Below are 26,873 nucleotides of genomic sequence, written 5' to 3' on the forward strand. Positions count from 1 at the left end.
TGTTAATCAAAAAGAGTCATAAATCACAGTTAATGAATCTGCATATATGAAAGACCTTATCAAACATAGAAGTCCTACACAGAGGCGTCAATAACACAAATGAACATTTTTTGAACGATTTGTGAAGGTGGTGTTTTATCAGAGATTTAGCGCTAATAAAAAACCGGAGCTTTACGGCTCCGGTTGGTCTTCGGGTCAGTCTGACGACCTTTGTTTCAGTTGTTAACTAACTGAGTGGACGTCGACAACAAGTTAAAGCAATTATGCTTGTTTAGTTACTTGCAGATGGACAGCCTTTAACAGCTTGACCGTTACTGAAGTACTGAATGTTGTCTAAGTTTTTATTGAAGTCTTCAGCTGAGATCTGAGGGTTGTTCACAAAGAACTCACGCAGAACAGAAGCGTCAGTCATCTGCGTAGACTCAACGTCGATGATTGGGTAGTTATCACCACCTGCTGCGCTGAAGCTGATTACAGAGAATGTGTACGTTGCTGCAAGATCGAAGCCTTTGCCGTTGATGTCAGTGATTGTTACGTCGCTAGCATCACAATCAACAGATAGCGTGATGTTATCTAGTTGAGCGTATGCACCAGAACCTGCAGACTTAGTTGCTACTACGTCTAGGTACTCTTTCACTTCTGCACCAGTCATGGTTGCTTTCGTTACAAAGTTACCGAAAGGCTGTACTGTCAGTACATCGCGGTAAGTGATGTCACCCGTTTGGATTGAATCACGAACGCCACCTGAGTTCATCACGCCGAAGTCTGCATTTACTAGGTTGTAAGTACGGTACGCTTCGCCCAATAGGTGACCAAGGTTAGTTTGCTGTGAGCGAACTGTAGTACGGTCGCCTTCTAGCTTGCCGTCAGTTTCAGAAACTTTAACGTCTAGAAGATCTTGGCCTTGCTGTTGGTAAGGAAGAAGAATTGACTTAACTGTTGCGTCAGGCTTGATTTCTTCAGTGATGAACTGGTAATCACCATTTTCATCTTTGGCTTTTAGGTTTACTGGAATTAGCGCGTAATCTGCTAGGTGTAGTTTACCGTCGTAGTATTCAAAATCTGCACGGCCAACGTATTTACCCCACTCATGCGCTTGCATGATGTAAGTGCCGTTTTGTTGGTCTGGTGCACAATCGTCGCCTGGTTTAAAGTCAGCGTATTCGTTAGTGCCTGGTTCCATACACACAGGGTTTTGTGAGTGACCACCGATGATTGCATCAAGCTCACCTTCTTTAAGAGAGCGTGCCAGCATTACATCACCCGCCGCTTCACTACCGTGGTTACCGTCTTGGTAGTGACCCATGTGCGTAGTTGCAAATACTAGGTCAACTTTTTCGTTAGCTTCGATTTCAGCAAGTGTTTTTTGGATTTCAACTTGTGGGTCTTCGAAGTAAATGCTTGCTACATTGTCAGGGTTAACTAACTTCGCAGTATCTTTTGTAGTAAGACCAATTACTGCAACTTTAAGACCGTTGATAGTAAACACTTTGTAAGGAGCAAAGTAACGTTCATCAGTTACTTTACCGTCAGCATCTTTCTTATAGATGTTTGCTGCTAGCATTGGGAAGTCAGCAAGTTCTGCTTGCATGTCTAGGACATCTAGAGAGTTATCAAACTCGTGGTTACCTACTGCCATTGCGTCGTAGCCAAGAAGGTTCATACCTACGAAGTCTGGCACTGCGTCTTGCATATCTGACTCAGGAACACCAGTGTTGATGTCACCACCTGAAAGTAGGATTGACTCACCGCCATTAGCTGCAACTTCGGCACGAATTGACTCGATAAGAGTTTTACGTGCTGCCATGCCGTACTCACCTTTACTGTTTTCCCAGAAACGACCGTGGTTGTCGTTAGTGTGTAGAACAGTGAATTTAGTACATGAATCTGCTGTTTCACAAGTAACTGGAGAGTTATCGCTGTCTGAGCCACATCCTGCTAGTGCTGCGCCGACTGAAAGCACCAAAAGAGATTTGGAAAACTTCATAGGGGATCCTTTCTGTGTGATTTTGATTTAGTTACGGCGTGAAATATACGGAAAAAATATTAAACTTTAGTGATCAGAGTCTTATTTATACTTCTGTCGACGAAAGGAATTAACGAGGCTGCTACCTAAGTCTACAAATAAACAGAAATGGTATTTTGTGGTTGGGAGTTAAATTTAAGTTTTTATTTTGTGAGTGACTTAATTGAATTCATTTTTCTAATGTGAATCAATACGCATTTTGGTGAGATATGAAGCAAACTTTGGTGATTATTTTATCAGATTAATGTCTTCTTACCCTCAATGAAACAAATAGTTAAGATTTTTCTGTACGCTGTGTTGAGAGGAAGGGATGCTCAAAAAAACAACCACACTTACCGCGGAAATCGATTGCTCATGGCAAAGACTGTTCAATGCGAGCGGCAATTTGTACAACGGCTATTCTTATGACCCGCACTATTGGCAAAAGTTCTCTGAACTTTGCGCTGTATTTCTATACCAATCGGGTAGCGTCACATATATTTCTTGCCCAGAAAGTTTATGGGAAACAATTAAACATGTTCACCCAAATGAGCTGGAGAGAAAGCTCAATGATCAGCAATTGTTCTGTGAATTTGATGATGTCGACTACTATTTATTTAATGATAATAGTAATAATAAAGATGATGGGATAATTCCTCTCTCGATCGAATCTGATCTCGAATTACTTGAATCTTTTGTTAGCCGAATGAGCGAAGAAGATATCCTTAAAGCGGACTTTGACCTCGATAGCCATTTCTTTTACGGCATATTTGACAAAAATGAGCTGGTCGCGGTGTTGGCTTCTTATTGCTATAAAGGGAAAGAACCGTTTGAATCTTTATCCATATTGGTTTCTCCTGAAGCAAGAGGAAAAGGGTATGGAAAACGCCTGCTCAGTCATTTAATCAATGAAGTGAAGTTGAGGCAGCGTAAAATCAGGTATCGAGTAAATATCGAAAATACGCCTTCGATAAAGCTTTGCCAGTCTTTTGGGTTTGAAGCGTACAGTCGTCAAAGGGTGTTTACTCCGGAGTAATGGAAAGTCAAGCAATGGAATATACAGTTAGAAATGCAATTAGAGATGAAGCGGGTCAGATCGCCAAAATACACGTCGATTCATGGCAAGTCGCTTACAAAGGGTTAATGCCTCAAAGCTACATCGACCAATTTACTCGAGAGCGTAGAGAGCGAATGTGGACTCGGGTTATGACGGAGCAACTGGCGCATCTCATTGTTGTAGAGAAGCAGAAGGAGATTGTCGGCTTTTTGAGTTATGAGCTGCCTAATCACTCCAGTGAAGATAAAACGGCTATTGTGACTTGCTGCTATGTATCTCCCTTATACTTCGGGCAAGGTGCTGGTAGTGCTCTGATCGATGAATTAGAAACTCGCTTGCTCTCAACGCCAGTGATGCAAATCAGTCTTAAGGCGTTGGACAGCAATAAGCAAGGGCTTAATTTCTACAAGAAGTGCGGTTTTGTACGTTCTGGAGAGGAGGAAGCGGAAGTCATTGATGAGATGACACTCAACGATGTTACGTTAGTGAAGTATATAGCACGAACGTGATAACTTACTGGTGAAGGATGTGCTGCGCAGCGTTTGGTAGAGTAAGCTGCTGGCAATGAAGATAAAATTGAGAAAAGAGGAAGAGAATTTACTTTTCCCTAAATAGTAAAACCCCGGAGGTGGTAAGTCTCCGGGGTTTTGAAATTTTTTAGATGTCTCGGTTGGTAAGTCCGATAATCTTTTATGCAAAAGGTTTGGATTTTATCCGTTAATTCCTTGGTAGGGAATTAGATACGGATGAAGTCCATGTGCTCAACTTTTGGCTTGTAAGCGTGACGTTGAACGTCTTGTGGCTTAACTTTAACTTCAGCGCCGTCGATAACTAGAACGATGCCTTCGTAGAACGCTGGCTTGTCCATTTGGTTAACGATGTCGTCGTGGTTAAGAACGATAGCAACTGCTGCTTCTTCACCGCCGTATACAACTGCAGGGAATTTGCCAGCGTGACGTAGGCGGCGGCTCGCACCTTTACCTAGTTCAGTACGTACTACTGCTTCGAATTTCATAGTATTTACTCTCAAATTAGTAAAAAATAAAACTTCACGACACAATGCGACCTTGTGTTCGTGGTAAAGCTTGAAACAGGAACTGTTCAAGCGAGCGCGGATACTATCATCCTGCTCTGAATTCAGCAACCGAAATTGTACCTAAATCACCAAAAAGCCAGTAATTCTTCTTGCAGAAGAGTGTCGTTTTTGCGGCTCGGGCAAAAGTTTGCTCACATTGCGCTGATTTTAACCGATTTTGCTTTTTTTGTTCGCACGTTTTATTCCTCTTGCAGTCAATTCTCTTGCTGAACGAAATCATTCATTAACAAAATGAACGCAAAATGAATGTTGGCCTCAGTAACCGTTAAGTCACTCGGTTCTATTCTCCATCGTAAATAAACGGATAACCTCAATGGAGCACATTATGGATTCAGTTAGTATCGTTGTAATTACCTTGAATGAAGAAAAACGTATTGGTCGACTACTTGAAGATTTAACCAAGCAAACTCACCAAAAATTTGAAGTGATCGTGGTGGATTCGAACAGCGAAGACTCGACGAGAGAGGTCGCGCAAGCTTACGATGGCTCACTACCAGAACTGACTGTTCATCATATGGAAACGCGTGGTGTCAGCTTAGGACGCAACACGGGAGCAGAACTTGCAAAATATGAACGTATTCTTTTCTTAGATGCGGACGTGCGCTTACCGAGCGATTTTCTGAGCCGAGCAATGGGTAAATTGGAAGGTGCGAAGTTGGAAGTAGCAGGTGTTTATATGGGATCAAACGATCTGCCAATGGCACATAAGTTAGGCTACGGTCTGTTTAACGCAGGTTTGTTTATTACTCAATACACATTTCCAACCGCAGTAGGGGCATGTATTTTCTCTACAAAACGTGCGCATAAAGAGATCAATGGCTTTGATGAGTCCATCACGCTTTGTGAAGATTGCGATTATGTAAAGCGAGCTTCAAAAACATGGCGTTTCCGCTTCTTACCTATGACTTTTGAATTCGATCCGCGCCGCCTTGATCAAGACGGTTTCTTTAAAATGGGCATGACCTATTTCAAAGCTAATATGCGTCGATTCTTCTTTGGCGAGATGCGTAATAACGAAATGGAATACAAATTCGGCCACTATAAAGATCAACACTCATAATCGTCGGGGGCTGCATGCTGGGAGCGATCAGTCTGTTCTTCGGGGCTCTGTTAGATGCGACGATTGGACCTAACCTCTTTATCCCGGGCGAGCCGTTTTTGCTCGCTGCGGGCTATCAATTACACCAAGGCGTCATTTGGGGCGTCGTCGCCGTTTTATTGGGCGGTTGGATTGGCGACCAACTCAGTTATTTTATTGGCAAACGTTCTGGCTCTAAAGCGCAGAGGAAGCTTATTCGGTGGCAAACCAAGACGAAGCGCCCAATAGCCCGTTGCCGTTTGCTGATGAAAAAACGCGGCAATGCCATTTTGATCTTTGCACGCTTACTCGGACCTGTTGCTTGGGTCGTGCCATTTATGGCGGGTTCCGTGAATGTGAGTTGGAAGCGTTTTACGGTCTGTTCATCAATTGGATTGATGCTCGGTGTTGGACAGTTTGTCGTTGCAGGGTATTTGCTTGCCGCGGGTCTTAACACATGGATTCCACTTGATTCCATTAAGTTCATCCTGTTTGAACACAAGCTTCTTATCGCCTCAGCGCTCATCGCTTCTGTATTCGCCTTTGTGGCTTGGAAGAAAAACTGGTCCCGTAAATGGAGTAAATCCCTAACAGCTTTAGTGCTCTGTTTAGTTGCTGCGAATTATGGACACTTTTTCTATTTAGCAGACTACAATGTAGAACAAACCGATGTTACTAAAAATCAACCGATAGTACTTGATGATATCGGCTTTAAGGTTTATCCGGGGCGCTCGAATGTGTTTGACGCCCAGGCAGTGAACTTGGTGTATGTTGGTGAATCCCCGAGAAGCCTAATGCAAGAGCTAGGCTGGCTAGAGAATAAAACCTTCTCGAGAAACGACATCGAGCTAGCAGATTATGTGAGTTTGTTGAAGCAGAAACTGCCGCCCGTTTCTGATCTGTTTTGGAATGGCAAGCCACAGTCGATGGCATTCCAAGAGCCCGGAAGTTTGCTAAAACGTTCTCATATCCGCTGGTGGCAAGCAGGTTTAGAATCAAAGTCTGGTCAGCCGATTTGGGTTGGAGCGATTAGCTACGATGACGGTCTCAAGTTGGCGCATTACTCAGGCATTGTGACGGTGTTGCATCGAATAGATCCTAATGTGGACAGCGAAAGAGACCGTCTAGCGAATCAAATTGAAGTGAGTGATTTAGCGTTAGTGGGGGAGTTATATTCGCTGGCACAGCCTGTTGCAATGGACAGTAAGCATGACTATTACTCTGATGGAAACGTGTTGTTGATTAGCGAGCCGTCGTTAGCTCTAAATTTAAGTAGCCAGAGCTCAATCTAGATACAAAAATGGCACCTAGCGAATAAATCGATAAGTGCCATTTTAAAGCGTTACTGTGAGTGGCTGATGTAAGCGACTTAAGCGCGGCTCTTTTGCAGAATCAATGTGGCTTTTAAACCGCCCATTTTGCTCTCTGATAGTTCAAGCTGACCGCGGTAACTGTGCGCCATTTCACTGACAATGTTTAAGCCCAAACCGGAACCCGGCGTCGTTTCATCCAGTCGGTAACCACGCTTTATCACTTGGCATAATTGCTCCGCAGGGATCCCCGGGCCGTCGTCTTCAATCATGATATGAATGTTGTCTTTATCTAGCGTTGAGTGAACACGAATGATGCTATTCGCCCATTTGTAGCCATTTTCCAGTAAGTTACCCACCATCTCATCCAGATCGGTTTTCTCTACCGCAACATTCAAATCAGAATCAAGCTCGTTAATCAGTGTGACGTCACGATGTGAGTAGACCTTGTCAAACGCCATTGATATGGCATCAACACGCTCTGAAGGGTTCGATTTCACCGAAAGGATGTTCATTGAACCCGCCATACGAGCACGACCCAAGTGATAATCGATGTGTTGTTGGATCTGTGTGATTGGTGCGTTCAAGCGTTCTTGTTCTTCAGGTGTGAAGTTTTGCACTTCGTTTTTTAAAACCGAAAGTGGTGTTTTTAGCGCGTGAGATAAGTTTCCCGCATGATTTCGTGCACGTTCAAGCAACTCTTGATAGTGAAAGAGCAGAGCATTGAGGTCAGAAATTAAAGGTGAGATTTCTTTCGGGTACTCTTCTTCCAAGCCCTTCTTATTACCTGATTTAAGCTCGGCTAATTCTCTTTGCAGCTTGGTCAGCGGGCTTAAAGACCATGCGATTTGTAGCAAGATAACCGCAAGAACACCGGCAAACAGCAATCCTAAAATGATCCAAAGCTGCCCTGTTAAAGACTGGATTGTGCCTTCAATTGGGTCTTCGTCAATACCGATGATGACATTAATGGGACCATCATAATCTGGCAGATAAAGGGTCTTTTTCAACGTGATCAGTTTTTCATCACGAGCACCAAAGGCGTCTTTATCTAACCCTTTGTACTCGATTTTCTTATCCCATAGGGAGCGCGAACGCTCTAGGCTTGTGTCCGTCGATGCGCTCCAGTAAAGACCACTGTATGGACGATTAAATCTAGGATCGGAAAGCTGAGTAGGCAGGGTTAGTTGGCCTTTGCTGTCGACTTCGAGCTGGGCGGCAATCTCGTCCATGTAGACATTCAATTGTGATCGAGTGTCATCTACCATGTAGACGTAGACTTGGGTTGGGATTGTCACCCCAGCGGCGAGGATCATCGCTGTGAGCCAAACGACCGCCGCGAGTACTAAGCGACTTTTGATACTCAGCCGCTTAAGAATGTGCATGGGAAGTTTGTTTTTATTCCGCATTCAATTGATACCCGAGTCCACGAACTGTCTTAATGATTTTCGGTGCAATTTTCTTACGAATACGACCGATGAACACTTCGATGGTGTTTGAATCACGGTCAAAATCTTGTTTGTAGATATGCTCTACCAACTCGGTACGAGAAATGACTTTCTCTGGGTTGTGCATAAAGTAGGCGACAACTTTATATTCCAATGCGGTTAAGCTGACCGCTTGTCCTTGCCACAGTACTTTTGAGGAGCGAGTATCTAAACTCAAATCACCAATCTGCATGACAGGAGAGGCGTTACCTGAAGCGCGGCGTAATTGAGCGCGAAGGCGTGCAGTTAGTTCAACCATTTCAAATGGCTTGGTTAGGTAGTCGTCTGCACCAGCATTCAAGCCTTCAACACGCTGAGATAATGTGTCACGGGCACTCAAAATAACAACTGGCGTATTAATGTTTTCGTCTCGAATACCTTTAAGGACCGTTAGACCATCTAGTTTTGGCAAACCTAGATCGAGCACAATTGCATCCCATTCTTCAGAGGTCGCACGGTAAAGCGCATCGATGCCATCTTGGGAAAGTTCTGGTACCCAGCCATTGTTTTCCAATGTTTCTAAAATCTGTTCGCCTAGGCGAGGTTCATCTTCGACAACAAGTATTTTCATATTCTTTCTTCTAATTATGTTTGGATATCGATTACTGCGGCTTAAGAGCTTTATTGAAGTTACGTCCTTTTATCTCGAGCATTTCTAGTGTAGCGGCATCGTATTCCACCTTTATCACACTGTCATTGAACAAGATCTTAAGTTCGTAAACCCATTCGTCATCGTCTTCTTCAAGTTCAACTTTAATAATACGCCCATATAAATCATTCTCCACTGCTGCGTACATATCAGAGAACGGGCGGATATAGCCTTTCTGAACGGCGCGGTAGACTTCATCCTGATCTTCATCGAACTCAATTCGTGTCCCCGGTTTTTCGACGTCACGAACGATAGCGTGACCATCTTTGTCATCATGATGGTCTTTGTGATCGTGGTGATCAGCAAAGCTTGGTGCAGACAATAAAAGCGGAAATATAGCTAGCAGCACGGAAAGTTTGCGCGGAGTGAAGGAGATAGACATGGCAAAGCCTTTTTCAATGAGTTACGACGATTATATCGTGCTGTACATGAACAGAAAGTGAATTAGTGAGCATTCGCTTATCTTAATTCGTCGTCAAAGATCTTGTCGCGCAGCTTCCAGAAACGGCCTGACTTACGGGCAATAACAAATTGCGGTAGACGGAAACGATGCTGGTTGGCCACCACTTTAGTTGGCGATGCTTCTTCAAACGGACGATGTTTGTCGGCGAGGTGGGGGCGAACAAACTGGTCTTTGAAATTTTGCTTCTGTTTTTTGGTATTCAGTGTCCAGAACTCATGCACCAGTGCATTGCCTTCGCCTTGATAGGTTTCACCAGAATACGTCACTTTCAATTGTGATTTGCCATCACTGGATTTAAACACCGTCAAATCCATTTCTGTACATTCAAAGATCAGCGCGTCTTTTAGGTTCAATGCTTCTTTGAGCTTTTTGTCTGGGTCAACAAGAGTGGCATCACACTCATGGCAAATACGCGCTGCAATATCGTTATCAGCACCGCACTCACCGCAGTATTTGGCTCTAAAACGGTAACCGCAATGCTCGCGCTCTCCTGTTTCATCGTCTTCAAAATACCCTTGGCAGCGGCGACCAAAGTGTTCCAGCAAAAAGCCGTTGCTGTCTAACTTACCCCAGAAGTTGTTATTAAAGCCGCAAGCAGGGCAAGGGATGGTGATGATCTCGCTGGTGGAGTCAGGCTTCGGATCACCGACTTCAGGTTGGTATAAATCGTAGCTGTTACCAGCGTAATCCAGTACTAAACATTCGGATTTGCCCTCCGACAGGCGCAAACCACGCCCGACAATCTGTTGATATAGACTGACGGATTCGGTAGGGCGAAGAATCGCGATTAAATCCACATGTGGTGCATCGAAGCCCGTGGTCAGAACGGACACGTTGACCAAGTACTTAATTTCACGGTTCTTGAACGATTGAATAATGGTATCGCGTTCGGGTGTTGGCGTATCACCAATCACAATCGCGGTTTCGCCTTCTGGCAACAGACCGTGGATTTCTTGTGCATGGCGAACCGTGGCAGCAAACACCATCACGCCTTTACGTTCTTTGGCGTATTGAATGATTTGTTCAACGATCTGTGGTGTCGCACGTTTAGCTTTGTCGATCACCATGTCCATTTCGGCTTCTTTGTATCGACCTGTGTTAGCCGGTTTGAGCTGCGAGAAGTCATAAGATAAGACGGGGGCGTCCATCATACGAGCAGGTGTTAAGAAGTTTTCATCCAGTAAGTAACGAATAGGGAGCTCGAAGATGCAGTCACGGAAAAAGCGTGACTCTTCAGTTCGAACCTGTCCACGGGTGTGGTACTGGTAAATCCAGCCCATGCCTAAGCGGTATGGGGTAGCGGTTAATCCCAAAACTTTAATGCCAGGGTTAAGCTCTCTTAGATGAGTGATCACTTTTTGATAGCTACTGGTTTTTTCGTCTGGCACGCGATGGCATTCATCAATGACCAGTAAAGAAAACTGGTTCTTGAAAGAATCTAGGTTGCGCACCACGGATTGAACCGAGGCAAACACCACTTGTTGATCGGTTTCTTTTCTCCCAAGCCCTGCTGAGAATATCGATCCTTTTAGACCATACCCTTCGTACTTTGCATGGTTCTGTTCCACCAGCTCTTTTACGTGAGCAAGTACCAACACGCGGCCCTTGGCAAGCCTTGCTAACTCTGCAATGACCAAGCTCTTGCCCGCACCTGTAGGCAGCACAATGACCGCTGGTGTGGAGTGTTTACGAAAATAGTGAATCACCGCTTTTACAGAGTCGGCTTGGTATGGTCGAAGGGTGTACATGAAAATCTGTGAAATTGCTCAACTATTCGAATTAGGATCGCTATAATACCCGACCTTAAACATTAGAGGTATTCATGCGTTTAGATAAATATTTGTGTGATGGACTGGGTGCGACTCGCAAGCAGGCAACGAAGATCATCAAAAGTGGCGAAATAACGGTTGATGGTGAAGTACAAAAGAGTGGTGCGTTCAAAGTACCAGAAGGTGGTGTGGTTGAATGGGAAGGGCGCGAAGTAGGTGCTCCTGGTCCTCGTTACATCATGTTGTACAAGCCTGCGGACTTTGTATGTTCGCATGAAGATGGGCACAACCCAACGGCGTTTGTTCTACTGGATGAGCCAAAGGTAGAAAACTTGCACTTTGCTGGTCGTTTGGATGTCGATACCACCGGTCTTGTGTTGATCACTGACGATGGTCAATGGTCTCACCGTATTACGTCACCAAAACACAAATGTGAGAAGACGTACCGAGTATGGCTAGTGGATGCGATTCAACCTGATTACGTTGAGAAGTTTGCTGAGGGTATTGAGCTACGCAACGAACGTGAGCCAACACTGCCAGCACATCTTGAGATCGTTGACGAAGCCGAAAACGAAGTGTTGCTAACTATTGTGGAAGGCAAATACCACCAAGTGAAACGTATGTTTGCTGCGCTTGGTAACAAAGTTGAACATCTTCACCGTGAGCGTATTGGTTCCATTGTGCTGGATGACGCACTTGAGCCGGGTGATTACCGCTTCTTAACAGAAGAAGAAGTTGAATCAGTTGTGAAATAACTCAATCTGGTTGGAAATAATCACTGTTCTGGGAAATTGTTTAATTCCTGATAGGAACTAGTCTTTTGATGAGAAATTACTCAGAATGGTGTTTCCTACCAAATCAGTCTTAGTGTCTGAGTAAGACGCTTATTCGCCGCTCGTAAACGCAGGCAGAACTGTATTTAGTCTGAGAAATCCTTTTCTCTTGTTGGTTCTTACTGACGATAAGTACAGACGGTGTTCACGTCACCGCCTCTTCGTTTTAGCTCGGTTACTTTGTCGTTCTGCATACTGATCATGCAGGTTTTAGCGTCGAGTTAGTCAAGACCATCTTGGTATACTTTCGTCTTTTATGATCTTCTCAATAGTAAGGAGACTATGCGCTGTAATTCGTGACTGTTACGGATTCAGGGTGAGAGAAGCGTCAATCATCTATCTCAATCAATGTGGAATGTTGATGGGAGGACACAACAAGAGGTAAGGCAATGACAGAAAAAGCCCAAAGTGCTCCCCAGTCACAAATCAGTTTTTTATTATTCCTTGTACTCGGTGCAATTGGTGCGTTGACGCCACTTGCTATCGATATGTACCTGCCAGCTATGCCAACCATCGCGAAAGATCTTGGTGTAACCCCAGGTGCGGTACAAATTACGTTAACGGCTTATACGGCAGGCTTTGCGATAGGTCAGTTGATTCATGGTCCGTTAGCGGATAGCTATGGTCGCCGACCTGTACTCATTTTAGGTGTGCTCTTTTTTGGTTTGGCCGCAGTAGTCAGTGCAACCACTAACGGTATCGATGCGCTTACCTATGTGCGTACAGCGCAAGGTTTCGCCGGCGCTGCCGCGGCTGTGATTATCCAAGCGGTTGTGCGCGATATGTTTGACCGTGAAGATTTCGCGCGTGCAATGTCATTCGTCACCTTGGTGATCACGATTGCGCCTTTGGTAGCGCCGATGATTGGTGGTCACCTCGCGATCTGGTTCGGTTGGCGTTCAATCTTTTGGGTGCTCGCTATCTTCGCGGTTGTGGTGATCTTGCTTGTTCTATGGATGATTCCAGAGACATTGAAACCAGAAAACCGTCAGCCATTAAGATTCAGAACCACGATTCGTAACTATGCACGTCTGTGTTCTAACCCTGAAGCGTTAGGGTTAATGCTCTCAGGTGCGTTCTCGTTCTCAGGCATGTTTGCATTCCTGACTGCGGGTTCATTTATATATATCGATTTATACGGTGTTCGGCCAGACCAATTTGGTTACCTATTTGGCTTGAACATTGTGGCAATGATCATCATGACCAGTCTCAATGGTCGCATGGTGAAAAAGGTCGGTTCCCATTTTATGCTGCGCTTCGGTCTAACCATCCAGTTGATTGCTGGTATTGGACTGTTTGCTGGTTGGATGCTTGATCTTGGTTTGTGGGGCATCGTGCCATTTGTAGTGCTGTTTATTGGAACCTTGTCTACGATTGGTAGTAACTCGATGGCGCTGCTGCTAAGTGGCTACCCAACGATGGCAGGCACTGCATCTTCACTTGCTGGTACTCTGCGCTTTGGCACAGGTTCATTGATTGGTGCGCTTGTTGCAGCAATGCCCGGTGGCGTTGCGTGGCCGATGATCGTTGTTATGTTTGCTTGTTCAGTGCTGTCTGCACTGTTTTATTGGACTTTAGGAAGAAAGGCGTAATGTCTAATTACACCAAAGAAATTCAAAACTTAGTTAACGCTGCTTTGGCAGATTTAGACCAAGAGCACCGCTCAGGTAAATTGGCCAATGCGCCAGTAGCGAACAACCATTACTTAGTTCGTTGGGTAACCAAGGCGCTGAAATCACAACGTTTTGGTCGCACTGTGGGTGATGACCTTACTCGTTGGCAAAAAGCAGGTCGTTCGAAGGGCAATGATGCTGGATTAATGTTTATATTCAAACGCATCTCTGCTTTTTACGGGCAGTTTTTTCCAGAAGGTGAAGAACCTAAAGTGATCAAAGATTCTGACATTGAAGCGTTCTTGGATCTTATGGAACAGGCTGGTTGGGAAGTGTCTACGTCTGAACAACTAGTTGGTTGCGGTAAAGTACAAATCTTTACTGAAGGGCAAAACTCATTAGCATTGTGCGCAGACCAATGTGAAAGCTGTTTTGATGGTGAACTATTGGTAAAACCGATGAGTTGGTTTGTTCGTGGTAACCATGCGGAGTTTGTTGAGAAAGCATCGCAAGCAGGCTACATGGTTCATAAGGTGACCGATTACAAATCGATGGTGAAATACCACGGCGAATACCTAATCTTCCCTGCGAATGAAGGTAATCAATTGGCAGAGATTCCTCTGTCATTTAAAGCTGACTAATTCGTCTATCGCATCATAAAAAATCGGAGCCAGTGCTCCGATTTTTTATGTGTGCGATCTATGTCGACTTAAGGCATGTACATATCATTAAGCTTTGATACTTCTTTGTGCTTTCTGCGTTTGATGAAGTAGTTAGAAACCACACCGAACATCAACACCAGACCACAGAAACCGTACACTTGCATGATAGTCGGATCGCTTGAGACAAAGCCAAAGTCTGAGAACATCACGTAAGCGCCCAATACCATGTAGATGATTACCGCTGATGCTTCAAAGCGGAATGACCATGGCGTCACATCGATATTCTCATTTACTGGCATTACGTAGTCTGTATCACGCGGCATGAAGTGACCAATCGCAAACATCAGAGCAGTACACACGACGAATAGAATCGCCAATTGGTGTAGGAAGTGGATTGGTGTACCAAAGACCAATTGCATCGCAGCGTAAGAGCTAACAAATACGACCAAAGCAACTTTAGCGGCAATAGCAGGAACACGTTTTGAAATGTAGCCCACAAACACGATAGTGAAGATAGGCACACTAAAGAAGCCCGCAACCATTTGTAGGTATTGGAACAAGCCTTCTGGTGCGTACATGATGAAAGGGGCAATACAGACCGAAATGATAGCAATGATAACGCCGAAGATGCGGCCTTTACCGACTAACTCTTCATCCGATTTGTCTTTGCCAAATAGTGGTTTGTAAACGTTCAAAGCAAACAAGGTTGTTGAGCTGTTCAAGACACCGTTAAAGGTACTTAGGATTGCGCCGAACATAACCGCAACGAAGAAACCAACAAGCGGCTTAGGCAACACTTCGTTCACCAAGCGTGTGTACATCGTATCTGGGTTGCCCGCATCTGCGCCAAACATATGGAACGCAATGATGCCCGGAATGATTAGGAAAAGTGGAGAGATAACTTTAATCGCACCCGCCAGAATCACGCCTTTCTGACCTTCTTTCAGGTTCTTCGCCCCAAGTGCACGTTGGATAATTGATTGGTCAGTACCCCAGTAGTACAAGTTCACCAACAATAGACCTGTGAACAGGGTCGAGAACGGCAGTGGATCGGTCTCTTTACCCACGGATTGCAGCTTTTCTGGGGCGGCCGTCAGCAATACGTCCAAACCTTCCATAAAGTTACCGCCGCCTAATGCCATCAGACCAAATACAGGGATCATCAAACCGCCGGTGATCAAGCCTACGCCATTGATCGTGTCTGCTATTACCACGGCTTTTAGACCGCCGTAAATCGCGTAGAAGAAACCCAGTAAACCGATAGTGGCCGAAATAAGGGCGATAGAGCTGAATTCAGAAATGCCCAGTAAACCTTGTACATCAAAGATTTCGCCCAGTACCACTGCGCCAGCGTAAAGAGTGGTCGGTAGAATGTTGATGACGTATTGGCACAAGAACAACAAGGTAACGAACTTCTTCACCGACATGTCGTAACGACTTTCTAAGAAGTCTGGAATAGTGGTGATGCCTTGCTTGAGGTAGCGAGGAACAAGCAGCAGCGCAATGATAACCAGTGTGACGCCAGAGGCCACTTCCCAGCCCATCACACTCATGTTGTGGGTGTAGGATTGCGCACTCATACCAACAAAGCTGGTGGCACTCAGGTTGGTAAGAATCAAAGAGCTGGCAATCAGACCGCCTGTTAAGCTTCGTCCACCAAGGAAGAAGCCGTCTTGAGAGGTGTTTTTATCGTTTTTAACTTTGCTGTAAGTGAACACCACAACAAAGCCTGTAAACAGCAAGAACGAAAGTAATACTGTAATAGACATTTTGTTTCCTTAACAAGTTAAGCAATTAAGTTTTGCTTGTTAGTTGTAGGGTGTCCCTCTAGCGCGTATAGGAGTGTTTTATCAGGAACAACGCGAAGTTGAAACCCGGTCGCTAGAGGGCACAGGTAGAGGTTTAAATTTTCTTAAGGTGTACAATCAGTGCCGATTCTGGATCGAGAATCGGAAGCGTCACCCCAATTTCCTTTAAGTTATCGCCACTTAACGTCAGGGTTTTGTCTAGCCATTGCGGACGTTGCTTCATCAACTGGAAGCTGGTTTTTGGCATTTCAACAATCTTGACTTCGTAACGGGCGTTTTCATCCGCACAACTGACGCGAAGTGGAGATGGCAGTGCATGGTTTGGCATGGCCAACTGACACACCGTAATCAGCATTTCTTGTCCGTTCTCAACGCCATAGATGTTCTGGTTTTGATCGGCAGGATCGATGCGGAATGTACGTCCAGAATGAAGCAAATCGCGATACTGTTTGTGCAGTTGAATGTAATGAGCAAACGCTTGTTTTTCTTCCGCGCTTTCTTTTACTGGATCGAGCTCCACACCCATGTGACCACTTAACGCCGTCACGCCACGCATGTTGATCGCATGGCGACGATTGGTTGAGTGACACTCTGCAGGACCAATGTGAGCACCCATGACTTCAGGTGGGAAGAAGTAGCTCATACCACGTTGAATCGCTTGACGTTCCAGCGCATCGTTACAATCAGAAGCCCAGAAACGGTGAGTGCGTTTAAGGATTTCAAAATCAATACGACCGCCACCCGAAGAGCAAGACTCAATTTCAACCGCAGGGTGTGCTGCTTGAAGCTCGTCTAGCAACCGGTAAAGCGCTTTCGTTTGACCATGCACAGCGGGTTTACCTTGATGTCCTGGTTGAACCAATTCACGGTTCATGTCCCATTTCAGGTAGCTGATGTTGTAACGAGTCAGTAAGTCATTCAAACGCTCAAACAGGTAGTTGAAGCAATCTTGGTTTTGCAAATCCAATACGTATTGCCAGCGACCTGAAGGTTGGTGGTAGCCTTGCAGACTCAATACCCAATCTGGGTGTTTGCGATAGAGATTTGAGTCTTGGCTGACCATTTCTGGCTCTACCCAAAGACCAAACTCCATGCCTTTGTTGTTTACGTGCTCGATGACAGGCTCTAGACCATTTGAGTACTTCGTCTCATCCAAGTACCAGTCACCAAGCGCTGCGCGTTCGCCATCACGACCAATGAACCAACCATCGTCAATGATGAAGCGCTCGACACCCATCTCAGCAGCTTCGGTTGCCATCTGCATGATGTATTCAGGTTTATGATCGAAGTAGATGCCTTCCCATGTGTTTAAGTGAACAGGGCGAGGTTTGTTGTTTGGAAATTGAATAATATTGGCACGAACAAATTCGTGGAATCGCTCTGATATTCCATTCAAACCCGAGTTACTGTATGTCGCGTAAAGCCAAGGTGATTGGTAGGTTTCACCGCTTTGTAGACGCTTTTCACCAGACAGTAGCAGTTCACCTGCTTGAACAAAGCGACGACCGTCACTACGAACGTCGGCACGAAGTTGGTGGTTACCACTCCAACCAAGATGGAAGCCCCAAACTTGCCCCAATTGCTCACTAAAGCCATTAGTGCCCGCGAACAAACCTGGGAAGTTTTCGTGAGAGGTGCGACCGCGGCGGTTTTCTTGCATAAAGCCACCATGCTCAAAGCTCAAACGCTGAGTTTGAAACTCATGACACCAACGCCCGTGGAACGTCATCAGCTCGTTTGCATGGTTAGGAAGTGGCAGGGTAGAGGAGAGCTTACCCAAGCAATACTCACCGGCAGTCGTGTTTTTCACGGTGATGCGTTTCTGTACCACATCACTGTTAAAGTCCAGTTGTAGCTCAATCAATAATTCAAGACCAGCAATGTCATCTTGCAGAGTAAATGTCGCGCTGTTGTCATCGTGCTCAATGGATGTGGTTGTGAACACGGGAGCCCAGTCTTCGCCGTTACGATGCCCCTCAATCCCAGGCGCATTAAAGTGACCGCTACCAAGCTCAGGACAAAGTGATAGGGGTACGTCGACATCAAGACGAGCCTGCGAGATAGGACGCTCGGTTGAGAGCATTAAATCGGGATCGATCTGAGCGATCTTTGCTCCCCAATGAAGGATTTCAGGAACACGATCCACTTTGATGATCATGCTGTGATTCTTGGATTTTAAGTGAACAATTTTTTGCATGTTGTTTCTCTGTTTTCGCAAACATTTAATCTGCAAATAATCATGCGCTTGTTTGGTTTTATTTCGATTGAATAGCCGTTTAAATGTGACTTTGAACAGGTTTTAGAACTTGGTTTTGTGTGCTAGATCTGCTGTTTTCGGGAACATTTTTTCATGTTTTTTACGACATTGTTCACGAGAATATTCGAATGAATTTGGTAGAGTGAACTGCAAATCAGAATAGGAGAACGCAGTGGCAGTCACGTTTAAAGATGTTGCACGGTTAGCTGGAGTATCTACGCAAACCGTATCGCGCGTAACTAATGGCGCGGATAACGTCGCAGAAGAAACACGAAAACGAGTTAACGACGCGATTAAAAAGCTTGGCTATGTGCCGAACAAAGGGGCACAAATGTTGAGCCGAGCGAAGTCGCGGATCATCGGTATTGTCTCTTTGGATATCTCACTGCACGGTGTGGCTCTTATTGCTAATGGCGTTCGCAACCAAGCACATGAGATGGATTACGCGACGGCGCTGGCAGTGTTAGGTGACAACTCCATTGAGGAATTCCGTAGTGCAATCCGAGAGCTTATTGCCCAACAAGTTGATGCCATTATCATCAACGCTCCGGTAACCAGAGAGATGGCAGAGAATCTAGTGGAGCAGTTCAGTCAGCTCACGCTGGTTTTTATTGATGTACCAGAGGGGACGCCCGTCAACTCTCTCAGTTGTGATCATAAAGCTGGGGCAAATTTGGCGGTCTCTCATTTGATTGAGCACAAACGCGAGTCTTTTGTGTGCATTTCTGGCCCCAAGGCATCCACCGCTTCTCAGACTCGTTACCAAGAGTGGCAATCACAGATTCAGCAACATGAACTGGTGCAAGTGGCGTACTATGAGGGGGATTGGCAAGCAGCCAGTGGCTATGACGCAGTTAAAGACGCCGTGTTAAAGGGTGTACCTTTTGATGCTGTATTGGTGGCGAATGATCAGATGGCGCTTGGCGTGTTATGCGCGCTTTCGGAGGCTGGTATTAATGTCCCTAAAACCGTGTCTGTTGTTGGGTTCGATGGCATTCAAGATAGCCAGTTTTTCTCACCCCCTCTGACTACGGTTAAGCAAGATTTCAATGAGCTTGGACGAAGGGCGGTCAAACTTGTACTGAGCCAGATGGAGAAAGGGCAAGGCGTTGTGTCAGAAGTTTTGCCTGTCAGCTTGGTTGAACGACAAAGCACATCAGCAAAGGCGGACACGCTTTATGACAAGCAAGAAATACTGGCTCATCTAGAAAATATCCGCCGATTATTGCCTTAACCGTCAGGTTGGACTTTGCTTTGGCTTTCGAGTGCTTCTGCTTCTTTCGCTATGGCCTTAACCATGCCTTTGAAGATGAACAGGTGAGCAGGCATCATCGCAAACCAGTAGAGTAAGCCCGGAAAGCCTTGCGGGTGCCACCATGCAGTGATATCGAATTCACGCTCCTCACCATCATCTTTAATGGTGATTTCCAAACGACCAAGCCCTGGCCCTTTCATGCCAAAAAATAGCGAGAGGAACTGGTTCTCTTCGCAGCGAATGACTTTCCAAGAATCAATGAAATCACCCACTTTGAGCTCTGGACCGGGAGGGGAAACACGAATGGGTTTTCCGCCACCAAAGAAGATATCGAGCCATTCTCGGGTGCGCCAAAGGATGTTAGCAAAGTAATAGCCTTTTTCAGGGCTCCCGATCTTTTGTGCCACCTTCCAAAGTGATTCGGCAGAAGCTTTAGTCTTGATGCTCGCTCCCGCTTGTTTTGGATAGTACCCATAGCCCGGCTGCCAGCGTTTGAGTGCGGCAGGTTCGAAGCCCCAGACGTTACTGCGTACAAAAGTGCCTTCCGTTGCGATCGTGTCCTTAACAGACTGTTCGTAGCTAATCAGCTGCTGTGGGAATCGCTGATGAATGGCTTTGGTATCGGCAATGTAGTCGTGTTCTAAACCTGCAAGTAACGCTTTACCGATATTTGCAGGAACCGATGTCACGATGGCCAACCAATACGATGCCATTTTAGGTGTCAGTAGTGGTGTTGACCAAAGTCGATAAGGCTTCTTGGTGATCTTACAAATGACTTCAAATTGTTCGCGATAACTTAGTGTATCTGGACCACCAACTTCATATATTTCACTCTCTGTTGGTTTGGTTTCTGCCAGTTTAAGCAAATAGTGATTCAGGTTGGGTAGGGCAATTGGATTGGCTTTGGAATCTACCCATTTAGGTGCAATCAGAATCGGCAGGTTATAGACGAAGTCGCGCATGATCTCGAACGCAGCAGACCCTGGGCCAATAATTACGCCCGCTCGAAGCTCTGTAACGGGCACACCTGCTTGGCGAATAATCTTACCTGTCGCTTTACGTGCTGCTAGGTGTTGAGAGTTACCAGTTTGCGGTTGAATCGCACTCAAGTAAATAACGTGCTGGATGCGACTTTGCTCAAGTGCTTGCTTGAAGTTTTCAGCGAGGCTTAATTCATATTCAACAAAGTCATGTCCTTGCGCCATACCATGCACGAGGAAAAAGGCCAGATCAAAGTTATTGACCACTTCCAAGGTAAGCTCTCTGTCGGCAAGATCAAGATAGAGCAATTCAAGGTTTGGGTGAGCTTCGACTCTAGAGCTCAAGTAGTCAATATGGCGGGCTGCTGCAGTGACGTGATGTCCTTGAGCAAGTAGCAAAGGGATAAGCTGTGAGCCAACATAACCGGATGCGCCTAGTACCAAAATCTTTTTCATCGAAAGCCCTTTTATTTGCTGGTGGAATAATCACCTACAGGTATAATCATGGAATACTTTTCCCTTTCTATCAATAAGTTGTGAGTGGTTTATCGTGACATTCTTATCTCAAGTTATGGCTCATGCTGATAAAGCATTCTTACGCCGTCTAGTCGCTATCGCGTTACCAATAACACTACAGAGCATCATGTTCTCGAGTCGAGGTTTGGTCGATGTTCTAATGTTAGGGCAACTGGGCGAAGCTGAGATTGCAGCTGTCGGCGTAGCGGCACGTGCCACATTTGTCACTACGATTATGCTTGTGGGTGTTACAACTGGTGGGGCGTTGCTCACCGCACAGTATTGGGGAGCGGGAAATAAAGAGGGGGTAAGGCAAAGTACATCTTTAACTTGGCTCATTTCCATGGTTTTTGCTGCCTTTACGGTTTTGCTATTTGTCTTTTTTCCCGAAGCTATTATGGGCTTAACGACTGACTCCCGAGAGGTAATAAGTCTAGGAGCTGAGTACTTAGTTATTACATCGGTTAGTATGTTTGCGGTTGCCTGTGTTGCAAGTATGGCTGTCGGTTTACGTGCTATGCATCAACCTGGCACCAGTACCTTCTTTAGTGGTATTGGCATCGCTTCAAATATTTTCCTGAACTGGGTGTTGATCTTTGGTCATTTAGGTATGCCAGCGCTCGGCATAAAAGGCGCTGCTATTGCTACGGTTATCAGCGGTGCAATCGAAGTGGCGTTTTTGTTTGGCTACTTGTGGCGCAAGAAACACACGATTGCATTTGGTTTAAGTGATCTTGCCGCTATTTTGGTGGTCGACAAGATAATACGCTTTCTTAAGCTCTCTCTACCTACGACGTTTAATTTCCTAGCGTGGGCCGGTGGACTTTTTGCTTATCATGCCATTATGGGACAAGCTGGTGTTCAGGGCTTGGCCGCACTTTCGGTGATGACACCCGTTGAATCAATAGCGTTGGCGATGATGATAGGCATGTCTAATGCGGCAGCAGTACTTGTCGGGAATCAGTTGGGAGCAAAGAACTTCGAACCTGTTTACTATCAGGCATGGGCAACTATAGCTCTTAACTTATTGATTGCTATTGTCGTTGCTATCACGCTTCTGATTACTAATAACCTTATATTGGACGCGTTCAGTGCTTTAACTATTGAAACAAGGAAGTTAGCTGAGCAATTTATGTTAATCCTAGCATTTGGTGTAATACTTCGTTCGATCCCTATGATGGCTATTGTTGGTGTATTGCGAGCTGGTGGAGATGTTAAGTTTTGCCTTTACCAAGATCTTGTTGCTCAATGGCTGATTAGTATTCCTTTAGCTGCGTTTGCTGCGATCAAATTGGGATTGGAGCCTCAATGGGTGTATTTGTTTTTCCTAACTGAAGAAGTCGTCAAGTGGGTTGGATCGCTTATGCGAATGGCCAGTAAAAAATGGATGAAAAATTTGATCGAATCATGATGCTTAGGTGACTAATTGGTTGTATTTAGATATCCAAAGTGTGACCGAGGAATCAAAATACTTCCTACCAACAAGATTTTAGTGTAGATTCGGAACCCAAATTTCTATACCACCATTCGAGCGGCAAAATCAATGTTGAAACTGTCAGACCTATGCAAAGGCTATGTAGACGGGGGCGAATTTCATCCTGTTTTACAAGGGGCAGAATTAACATTACAGCAAGGTGAGCAGGTTGCATTAATGGGCGAAAGCGGTTCAGGAAAAAGTACCCTTTTGAACTTAATCGCTGGCCTTGATACGGCTGATTCCGGTGAGATCACCTTTCCCAACTTCGCGATGCATGATGCTCCAGAGCATTTGCGTACGCTATATCGCCGCAACAATATTGGTAATATCTTCCAGCAGTTCAATCTACTTCCTACCTTGAATATCGCTGACAACATCCGTTTCTGCCGCCAATTAAAAGGCTTACCAGAAGACAAAGGTTTGTGGCGTCAAATTCTTTCAGCCCTAGACCTCATGCCGCTTTTAGGTCGTTACCCTGAAGAAGTATCTGGTGGTCAGCAGCAACGTGCAGCGATTGCTAGAGCCTTGTACATGGAACCCAAGCTACTACTTGCTGATGAACCAACGGGGAGTTTGGATGAGCGTAATGCAGAAGCAGTAATGCGTTTGTTGACCTCCTTGGCTCGCCAACTAGAGTGTACTCTGCTATTGGTAACGCATAGTGAAAAAGTTGCTGAACATATGGAAGGTCGAATTCGCCTGCAAGGGGGACAGCTGCATGTTATGGCCCGTAGTTAAGGCACTACTTGGTCACTACCGCCGTTACCCTCTACAAATTATCTTGGTTTGGCTTGGGCTTACACTTGGTGTGTCCCTTTTGGTTGGTGTTACTTCTATAAACCAGCATGCTAGGCAAAGTTACGAAACAGGTGAAAAGCTATTTTCTAACCCGTTACCTTACCGTATTCGTACAAAGCACTCTGCGAACAAAATTCCTCAAGGATTTTATATCCAACTCCGTCGTGCGGGCTTTAATCAATGTGCGCCGTTTGATGTCCTTCATTTAGATACACAATCTGATCTCAGCTTAATGCTCGTGGGAATTGACCCAGTCGCGATGTTGCCATTGCGCCAAGGTAAATCTTTAGGCGATTTACCAATGCTGAGCCTGATGAAACCACCATACCCGATACTAGTCAGTCAAGACCTTGCTGAGCATATGCAATGGCAAACAGGTGATTTTATTCGCTTGAATGATGGCAGTAAATTAGGGCCAATTAAAGTTGATACCGACCAACTGTTATCGGGTACACGTTTAGTCACGGATATTTCATTGTTACGTATGCTCAAACGTAGCTCCGGTTTATCAGCGATTGCTTGTGGCGAAATGCCAGAGGAGAAAGTTCAAGCGCTCAAGAACATACTCCCGAATGGAATGACTTTAGTTCGTAACAGTCGTTCTGAGCTTGAGTCTTTAACTAAAGCATTTCACATGAATCTGACAGCCATGGGGATGCTGTCATTTTTAGTCGGCTTGTTCATCTTCTATCAAGCAATGTCACTGTCTTTCATCCAACGCCAACGTCTGGTTGGCATTCTGCGTCAGACAGGGGTTAATGGTATTCAGTTAGCCCAAGCACTACTTCTTGAACTAACCTTCCTCATCCTCGTTGCTTGGGCATGTGGCAATTTCTTTGGATTGATTCTAGCGAATGAACTCATTCCTGCGGTATCTGCCAGTTTGAGCGATCTTTACGACGCAAATGTTGGTTTGACCATTGGCTGGTCGTGGGAGTCGAGCCTTTACAGTCTGGCGATGGCTTCAGTGGGGGCATTGATATCCTGTTTATGGCCACTCGTCCGTTTACTTAAATCTCAGCCAATTCGACTTTCATCTCGTTTATCTTTGATGCGATTTGCTGGCAGAGAGTTTTCTTGGCAAGCATTAGCTGCATGTGCATTCTGCGTGGCTGCCGTCGCAGTTTATCAAGCGCCAAAAACACAAGAATCAGGCTTTACCATCATTGCGCTTATGCTCATTAGTGTGGCGCTATTTACGCCATTTTTGATGTGGCACATGTTCCAAAGCTTTTCTTATTCTTTGCGTTGGGTGCGAGTGCGATGGTTCTTTGCTGATGCAGCTGCGAGCATGAGCTACAGAGGCGTCGCTACGATGGCATTTATGTTGGCATTGGCTGCAAATATTGGCGTAGAAACTATGGTTGGTAGTTTTAGAGATACTACTGATAAATGGTTAAACCAACGACTTGCAGCGGACATCTACATTTACCCGACCAACAACTCAGCAGCAAGAATGAGCTCATGGCTACAAGAGCAGCCAGAAGTCGACGCGGTATGGTGGCGTTGGGAAAAAGATTTGCCTACTGATCGCGGTGCCTTGCAAGTAGTGAGTACGGGGTCATCTGAAGGGGAACTAGACTCACTTACTGTAAAACTGGGTGTTCCAAACTATTGGTATCACTTACACCACTCAAAGAGTTTGATGGTGAGCGAATCCATGGCATTAAAGTTAGGTATACGTCCTGGTGATTATATAGACATGGCTCAGCCTCTGGGGGGCGGATGGCAAGTCGTCGGTATTTACTATGATTATGGCAATCCTTACAACCAAATAATGGTTTCACACCGTAATTGGCTGTATGCGTTTGCAGGCACTGGAAACGTTGCGTTAGGAGTGTTGCTGCAAGATAACGTCAAGAGCGAGGGGCTGAAGCGCCGATTGGAAAATGTATTCCGTCTTTCTCAAGACCGAATCTTTGACAACAACAATATTTATAATCAAGCGATGAGAGTCTTCGACCATACTTTCGCAATTGCCGATACGTTGGGCAACATTACTTTGATTATTGCGGTGTTTGGCTTGTTCTTTGCGACCTTAGCGGGTGAGCTGTCAAGGCAGCGACATTTCTCGTTATTACGTTGTATGGGTGTATCCGGTAAAGAGCTTGTTGCGCTTGGAGGAATGCAGTTGTTTGTCTTTGGTGCAATCTCAGCCATTATCGCGGTACCGTTAGGCCTCGCTTTAGCTCATTTAATCGTTGATATCATTATTAAACAATCTTTTGGTTGGTCTTTAGAGCTCCAATTAATCCCATGGGAGTATGCGCAAACTATTGGTTGGGCGATGATTGCTATTATTGTTGCTGGTGCTTTGCCAGTAATCCGAATGATTAAGAGTACGCCAATGAAGTCATTAAGGGATGCATTGTGATGAAAGAGCAAAATCAAAATCGCACTCGCTCTATAACGGCATTGGTGTTCGTCGCGGCGATACTCGCATTGGGCTTTTTTGTTTACGTGACCTACTGGGCAGTAGCAACAGCAACCGAGGATAACGAACTCAACGCTATGCTCAAGAGAGAAGACAAAACGATCTTCGAACCGGTGTTACCTGACGAGCATGTATCACTTCCTAAAGATTTTCGTTTTCACCCTGAGTATCAGCATGAATGGTGGAACTATTTTGCTCGGCTCCAAGATAAGCATGGCACTGTTTACAATGTCCAATGGAGTTACTTTAGAGTCGCGACTGATGAGCGAGAAATGAGAGGCTGGCAAAGTCCACAGCTTTATATTTCACATATCGTTATTAGCCGGGGTAATAAGGTTTGGCGAGAGCAACGAGTAGCGCGAGGTGGAATTGGTCAAGCAGGAATGACTAACCACCCGTTCCGGCTATGGATTGACAACTGGAATTGGCGCTCTTTAGGGGCGACTCCTTTTCCTGGCAAGCTAGACGTGTCGACAGATACATTTGGCCTTGAGTTAAATACCACGACAAGTGGGCCTTTTGTGCTTAATGGTGAACGAGGGTTTCAAGTTAAGCATGCGCTGCAATCAGTTGCCTCGTTTAGCTTTAGTGCACCGTATTTAAATGTAAAAGGAACACTGAAGCTTAATGGCAAAGACGTGGCTGTCTCCGGTGACGCATGGACTCAAAAAGAGTGGGGAAGTGGCTTAATTGGAGATGGGCAGCAAGGTTGGGATTGGTTCATTTTCAACTTGGATGATGGTAGGGCATTAACCGTAAGCCGTTATCGTCATAATGGGCAGTTACCGCATTTATTTGGTACGTTGTCTACTCGATCCGGAAAAGTGATCAATTTGACGGAGAACGACTTTACCATTACACCTCTTCAGGTCACAGGACTATCAAACGGTCGGCGTTTACCACTACAATGGATTATCAACGTGCCTAAGTATGATATTAACTTGACCACAAGGATTACAAAGTCAGATATGTGGTTGCCATTTGTGATTCCCTACTGGGAGGGGCCAACTCTCGCCTCTGGTTCTAATGAAGCTTGGGGATTTATGCAGTTGACAGGGTACTAGATTCTGAAAAAAACCACCTATATGGTGGTTTTTTTGTGTCAGAAACACCTAGTTTTCATCAAGAAACAGCTTGCGAATCACGAAAATGACTACGATATTTAACTAAGTTAATAGTAATCTATGGAATAACAAGTTTGGATATCACGCAGGCATGGAAGTAATAACTGAAGAGCATACTTAAGAAAAATACGATGTATCGTATAGTTAACTTCGGAAATTTCGAGGTTTATACTCTGAACAAGCGATTATTCCTAAGTTTTCG

Annotated in this window: 21 protein-coding genes; 12 read left to right on the top strand and 9 right to left on the bottom strand. The window is 45.2% G+C overall.

All coding sequences use genetic code 11. The features are described from left to right. Window positions 1-271 precede the first annotated feature (271 nt). A complete protein-coding gene (gene ushA / locus KIV41_RS07795) occupies window positions 272-1,987 on the bottom strand; it encodes a bifunctional UDP-sugar hydrolase/5'-nucleotidase UshA (protein WP_138942082.1) in 1,716 nt (571 codons plus the stop codon). Window positions 1,988-2,336: 349 nt separating this feature from the next. Between ushA and KIV41_RS07800 the strand changes: the two genes are divergently transcribed. After that, entirely contained in the window at window positions 2,337-3,041 is a 705-nt protein-coding gene (locus KIV41_RS07800; protein WP_285336014.1) for a GNAT family N-acetyltransferase, read from the top strand. A 14-nt stretch (window positions 3,042-3,055) separates the two neighbouring features. Next, on the top strand, window positions 3,056-3,571 hold the full coding sequence (locus tag KIV41_RS07805) for a GNAT family N-acetyltransferase (protein WP_038887291.1): 516 nt from the start codon (window positions 3,056-3,058) through the stop codon (window positions 3,569-3,571). A gap of 227 nt (window positions 3,572-3,798) precedes the next feature. Here KIV41_RS07805 and rplY read toward each other — a convergent pair whose 3' ends face one another. Continuing rightward, window positions 3,799-4,077: a 50S ribosomal protein L25 gene (gene rplY / locus KIV41_RS07810; protein ID WP_010449038.1), complete on the bottom strand. Its 279-nt coding sequence runs from the start codon at window positions 4,075-4,077 to the stop codon at window positions 3,799-3,801. Between the two features lie 406 nt (window positions 4,078-4,483). On the opposite strand from rplY, the gene KIV41_RS07815 reads away from it, so the two are divergent. After that, window positions 4,484-5,218, top strand: a complete 735-nt coding sequence (locus tag KIV41_RS07815) for a glycosyltransferase (protein ID WP_088880609.1) — start codon at window positions 4,484-4,486, stop codon at window positions 5,216-5,218. Between the two features lie 14 nt (window positions 5,219-5,232). Further along, window positions 5,233-6,528 (top strand): LssY C-terminal domain-containing protein, encoded by a 1,296-nt coding sequence (locus tag KIV41_RS07820; RefSeq protein WP_285336016.1) that lies wholly within the window; start codon window positions 5,233-5,235, stop codon window positions 6,526-6,528. A 77-nt stretch (window positions 6,529-6,605) separates the two neighbouring features. Here the strand turns inward: KIV41_RS07820 and KIV41_RS07825 are convergent, their stop codons facing one another. From KIV41_RS07825 to KIV41_RS07840, 4 genes are all read right to left on the bottom strand, one after another. After that, window positions 6,606-7,955 (bottom strand): ATP-binding protein, encoded by a 1,350-nt coding sequence (locus KIV41_RS07825; RefSeq protein WP_285336017.1) that lies wholly within the window; start codon window positions 7,953-7,955, stop codon window positions 6,606-6,608. Beyond that, on the bottom strand, window positions 7,945-8,604 hold the full coding sequence (locus KIV41_RS07830) for a response regulator transcription factor (RefSeq protein ID WP_005442273.1): 660 nt from the start codon (window positions 8,602-8,604) through the stop codon (window positions 7,945-7,947). Before KIV41_RS07830 ends, KIV41_RS07825 begins: the two co-directional genes overlap by 11 nt. Before the next feature lie 31 nt (window positions 8,605-8,635). Then, a complete protein-coding gene (locus KIV41_RS07835; RefSeq protein WP_038886169.1) occupies window positions 8,636-9,064 on the bottom strand; it encodes a PepSY domain-containing protein in 429 nt (142 codons plus the stop codon). Between the two features lie 77 nt (window positions 9,065-9,141). Continuing rightward, window positions 9,142-10,893: a DEAD/DEAH box helicase gene (locus tag KIV41_RS07840; RefSeq protein WP_285336018.1), complete on the bottom strand. Its 1,752-nt coding sequence runs from the start codon at window positions 10,891-10,893 to the stop codon at window positions 9,142-9,144. A 74-nt stretch (window positions 10,894-10,967) separates the two neighbouring features. Here KIV41_RS07840 and rsuA point away from each other — a divergent pair, with 74 nt between their 5' ends. From rsuA to KIV41_RS07855, 3 genes are all read left to right on the top strand, one after another. Beyond that, window positions 10,968-11,669: a 16S rRNA pseudouridine(516) synthase RsuA gene (gene rsuA, locus KIV41_RS07845; RefSeq protein ID WP_252040803.1), complete on the top strand. Its 702-nt coding sequence runs from the start codon at window positions 10,968-10,970 to the stop codon at window positions 11,667-11,669. A 467-nt stretch (window positions 11,670-12,136) separates the two neighbouring features. Beyond that, window positions 12,137-13,339, top strand: coding sequence for a Bcr/CflA family multidrug efflux MFS transporter (locus KIV41_RS07850; protein ID WP_285336019.1), 1,203 nt, complete (start codon window positions 12,137-12,139; stop codon window positions 13,337-13,339). Continuing rightward, window positions 13,339-14,001, top strand: coding sequence for a DUF2913 family protein (locus KIV41_RS07855; protein WP_171053654.1), 663 nt, complete (start codon window positions 13,339-13,341; stop codon window positions 13,999-14,001). The genes KIV41_RS07850 and KIV41_RS07855 overlap by 1 nt, the downstream gene beginning before the upstream one ends. A 68-nt stretch (window positions 14,002-14,069) precedes the next feature. On the opposite strand, the gene KIV41_RS07860 is transcribed toward KIV41_RS07855, so the two are convergent. Both KIV41_RS07860 and KIV41_RS07865 read right to left on the bottom strand, forming a co-directional pair. After that, window positions 14,070-15,791, bottom strand: a complete 1,722-nt coding sequence (locus KIV41_RS07860; RefSeq protein WP_005438848.1) for a solute:sodium symporter family transporter — start codon at window positions 15,789-15,791, stop codon at window positions 14,070-14,072. A gap of 133 nt (window positions 15,792-15,924) precedes the next feature. Continuing rightward, window positions 15,925-18,027: an alpha-galactosidase gene (locus tag KIV41_RS07865; RefSeq protein ID WP_285336021.1), complete on the bottom strand. Its 2,103-nt coding sequence runs from the start codon at window positions 18,025-18,027 to the stop codon at window positions 15,925-15,927. A 232-nt stretch (window positions 18,028-18,259) separates the two neighbouring features. Between KIV41_RS07865 and KIV41_RS07870 the strand changes: the two genes are divergently transcribed. Next, entirely contained in the window at window positions 18,260-19,321 is a 1,062-nt protein-coding gene (locus tag KIV41_RS07870) for a LacI family DNA-binding transcriptional regulator (RefSeq protein ID WP_285336022.1), read from the top strand. On the opposite strand, the gene KIV41_RS07875 is transcribed toward KIV41_RS07870, so the two are convergent. Then, on the bottom strand, window positions 19,318-20,778 hold the full coding sequence (locus KIV41_RS07875; RefSeq protein ID WP_285336023.1) for a DUF2867 domain-containing protein: 1,461 nt from the start codon (window positions 20,776-20,778) through the stop codon (window positions 19,318-19,320). The genes KIV41_RS07870 and KIV41_RS07875 overlap by 4 nt on opposite strands. A gap of 94 nt (window positions 20,779-20,872) precedes the next feature. Between KIV41_RS07875 and KIV41_RS07880 the strand changes: the two genes are divergently transcribed. From KIV41_RS07880 to KIV41_RS07895, 4 genes are all read left to right on the top strand, one after another. Then, window positions 20,873-22,249 carry an MATE family efflux transporter gene (locus KIV41_RS07880; RefSeq protein WP_252040796.1) on the top strand — a complete coding sequence of 459 codons (1,377 nt, stop codon included), beginning with the start codon at window positions 20,873-20,875 and terminating at the stop codon, window positions 22,247-22,249. A gap of 132 nt (window positions 22,250-22,381) precedes the next feature. Further along, entirely contained in the window at window positions 22,382-23,053 is a 672-nt protein-coding gene (locus KIV41_RS07885) for an ABC transporter ATP-binding protein (RefSeq protein ID WP_010448552.1), read from the top strand. Further along, window positions 23,034-25,487, top strand: coding sequence for an ABC transporter permease (locus KIV41_RS07890; protein WP_038886157.1), 2,454 nt, complete (start codon window positions 23,034-23,036; stop codon window positions 25,485-25,487). The genes KIV41_RS07885 and KIV41_RS07890 overlap by 20 nt, the downstream gene beginning before the upstream one ends. Beyond that, entirely contained in the window at window positions 25,487-26,611 is a 1,125-nt protein-coding gene (locus tag KIV41_RS07895) for a lipocalin-like domain-containing protein (RefSeq protein ID WP_285336057.1), read from the top strand. The genes KIV41_RS07890 and KIV41_RS07895 overlap by 1 nt, the downstream gene beginning before the upstream one ends. The last annotated feature ends 262 nt before the right edge of the window (window positions 26,612-26,873 follow it).

It is taken from the genome of Vibrio sp. D401a (assembly GCF_030248515.1).
Taxonomy (GTDB): Bacteria; Pseudomonadota; Gammaproteobacteria; order Enterobacterales; family Vibrionaceae; genus Vibrio; species Vibrio rotiferianus.

Bases quoted from the DNA above. Each gene is read 5' to 3' on its own strand.
- ushA (WP_138942082.1), bottom strand. From the start codon at position 1,987: ATGAAGTTTTCCAAATCTCTTTTGGTGCTTTCAGTCGGCGCAGCACTA.
- KIV41_RS07800 (WP_285336014.1), top strand. From the start codon at position 2,337: ATGCTCAAAAAAACAACCACACTTACCGCGGAAATCGATTGCTCATGG.
- KIV41_RS07805 (WP_038887291.1), top strand. From the start codon at position 3,056: ATGGAATATACAGTTAGAAATGCAATTAGAGATGAAGCGGGTCAGATC.
- rplY (WP_010449038.1), bottom strand. From the start codon at position 4,077: ATGAAATTCGAAGCAGTAGTACGTACTGAACTAGGTAAAGGTGCGAGC.
- KIV41_RS07815 (WP_088880609.1), top strand. From the start codon at position 4,484: ATGGATTCAGTTAGTATCGTTGTAATTACCTTGAATGAAGAAAAACGT.
- KIV41_RS07820 (WP_285336016.1), top strand. From the start codon at position 5,233: ATGCTGGGAGCGATCAGTCTGTTCTTCGGGGCTCTGTTAGATGCGACG.
- KIV41_RS07825 (WP_285336017.1), bottom strand. From the start codon at position 7,955: ATGCGGAATAAAAACAAACTTCCCATGCACATTCTTAAGCGGCTGAGT.
- KIV41_RS07830 (WP_005442273.1), bottom strand. From the start codon at position 8,604: ATGAAAATACTTGTTGTCGAAGATGAACCTCGCCTAGGCGAACAGATT.
- KIV41_RS07835 (WP_038886169.1), bottom strand. From the start codon at position 9,064: ATGTCTATCTCCTTCACTCCGCGCAAACTTTCCGTGCTGCTAGCTATA.
- KIV41_RS07840 (WP_285336018.1), bottom strand. From the start codon at position 10,893: ATGTACACCCTTCGACCATACCAAGCCGACTCTGTAAAAGCGGTGATT.
- rsuA (WP_252040803.1), top strand. From the start codon at position 10,968: ATGCGTTTAGATAAATATTTGTGTGATGGACTGGGTGCGACTCGCAAG.
- KIV41_RS07850 (WP_285336019.1), top strand. From the start codon at position 12,137: ATGACAGAAAAAGCCCAAAGTGCTCCCCAGTCACAAATCAGTTTTTTA.
- KIV41_RS07855 (WP_171053654.1), top strand. From the start codon at position 13,339: ATGTCTAATTACACCAAAGAAATTCAAAACTTAGTTAACGCTGCTTTG.
- KIV41_RS07860 (WP_005438848.1), bottom strand. From the start codon at position 15,791: ATGTCTATTACAGTATTACTTTCGTTCTTGCTGTTTACAGGCTTTGTT.
- KIV41_RS07865 (WP_285336021.1), bottom strand. From the start codon at position 18,027: ATGCAAAAAATTGTTCACTTAAAATCCAAGAATCACAGCATGATCATC.
- KIV41_RS07875 (WP_285336023.1), bottom strand. From the start codon at position 20,778: ATGAAAAAGATTTTGGTACTAGGCGCATCCGGTTATGTTGGCTCACAG.
- KIV41_RS07885 (WP_010448552.1), top strand. From the start codon at position 22,382: ATGTTGAAACTGTCAGACCTATGCAAAGGCTATGTAGACGGGGGCGAA.
- KIV41_RS07890 (WP_038886157.1), top strand. From the start codon at position 23,034: ATGTTATGGCCCGTAGTTAAGGCACTACTTGGTCACTACCGCCGTTAC.
- KIV41_RS07895 (WP_285336057.1), top strand. From the start codon at position 25,487: ATGAAAGAGCAAAATCAAAATCGCACTCGCTCTATAACGGCATTGGTG.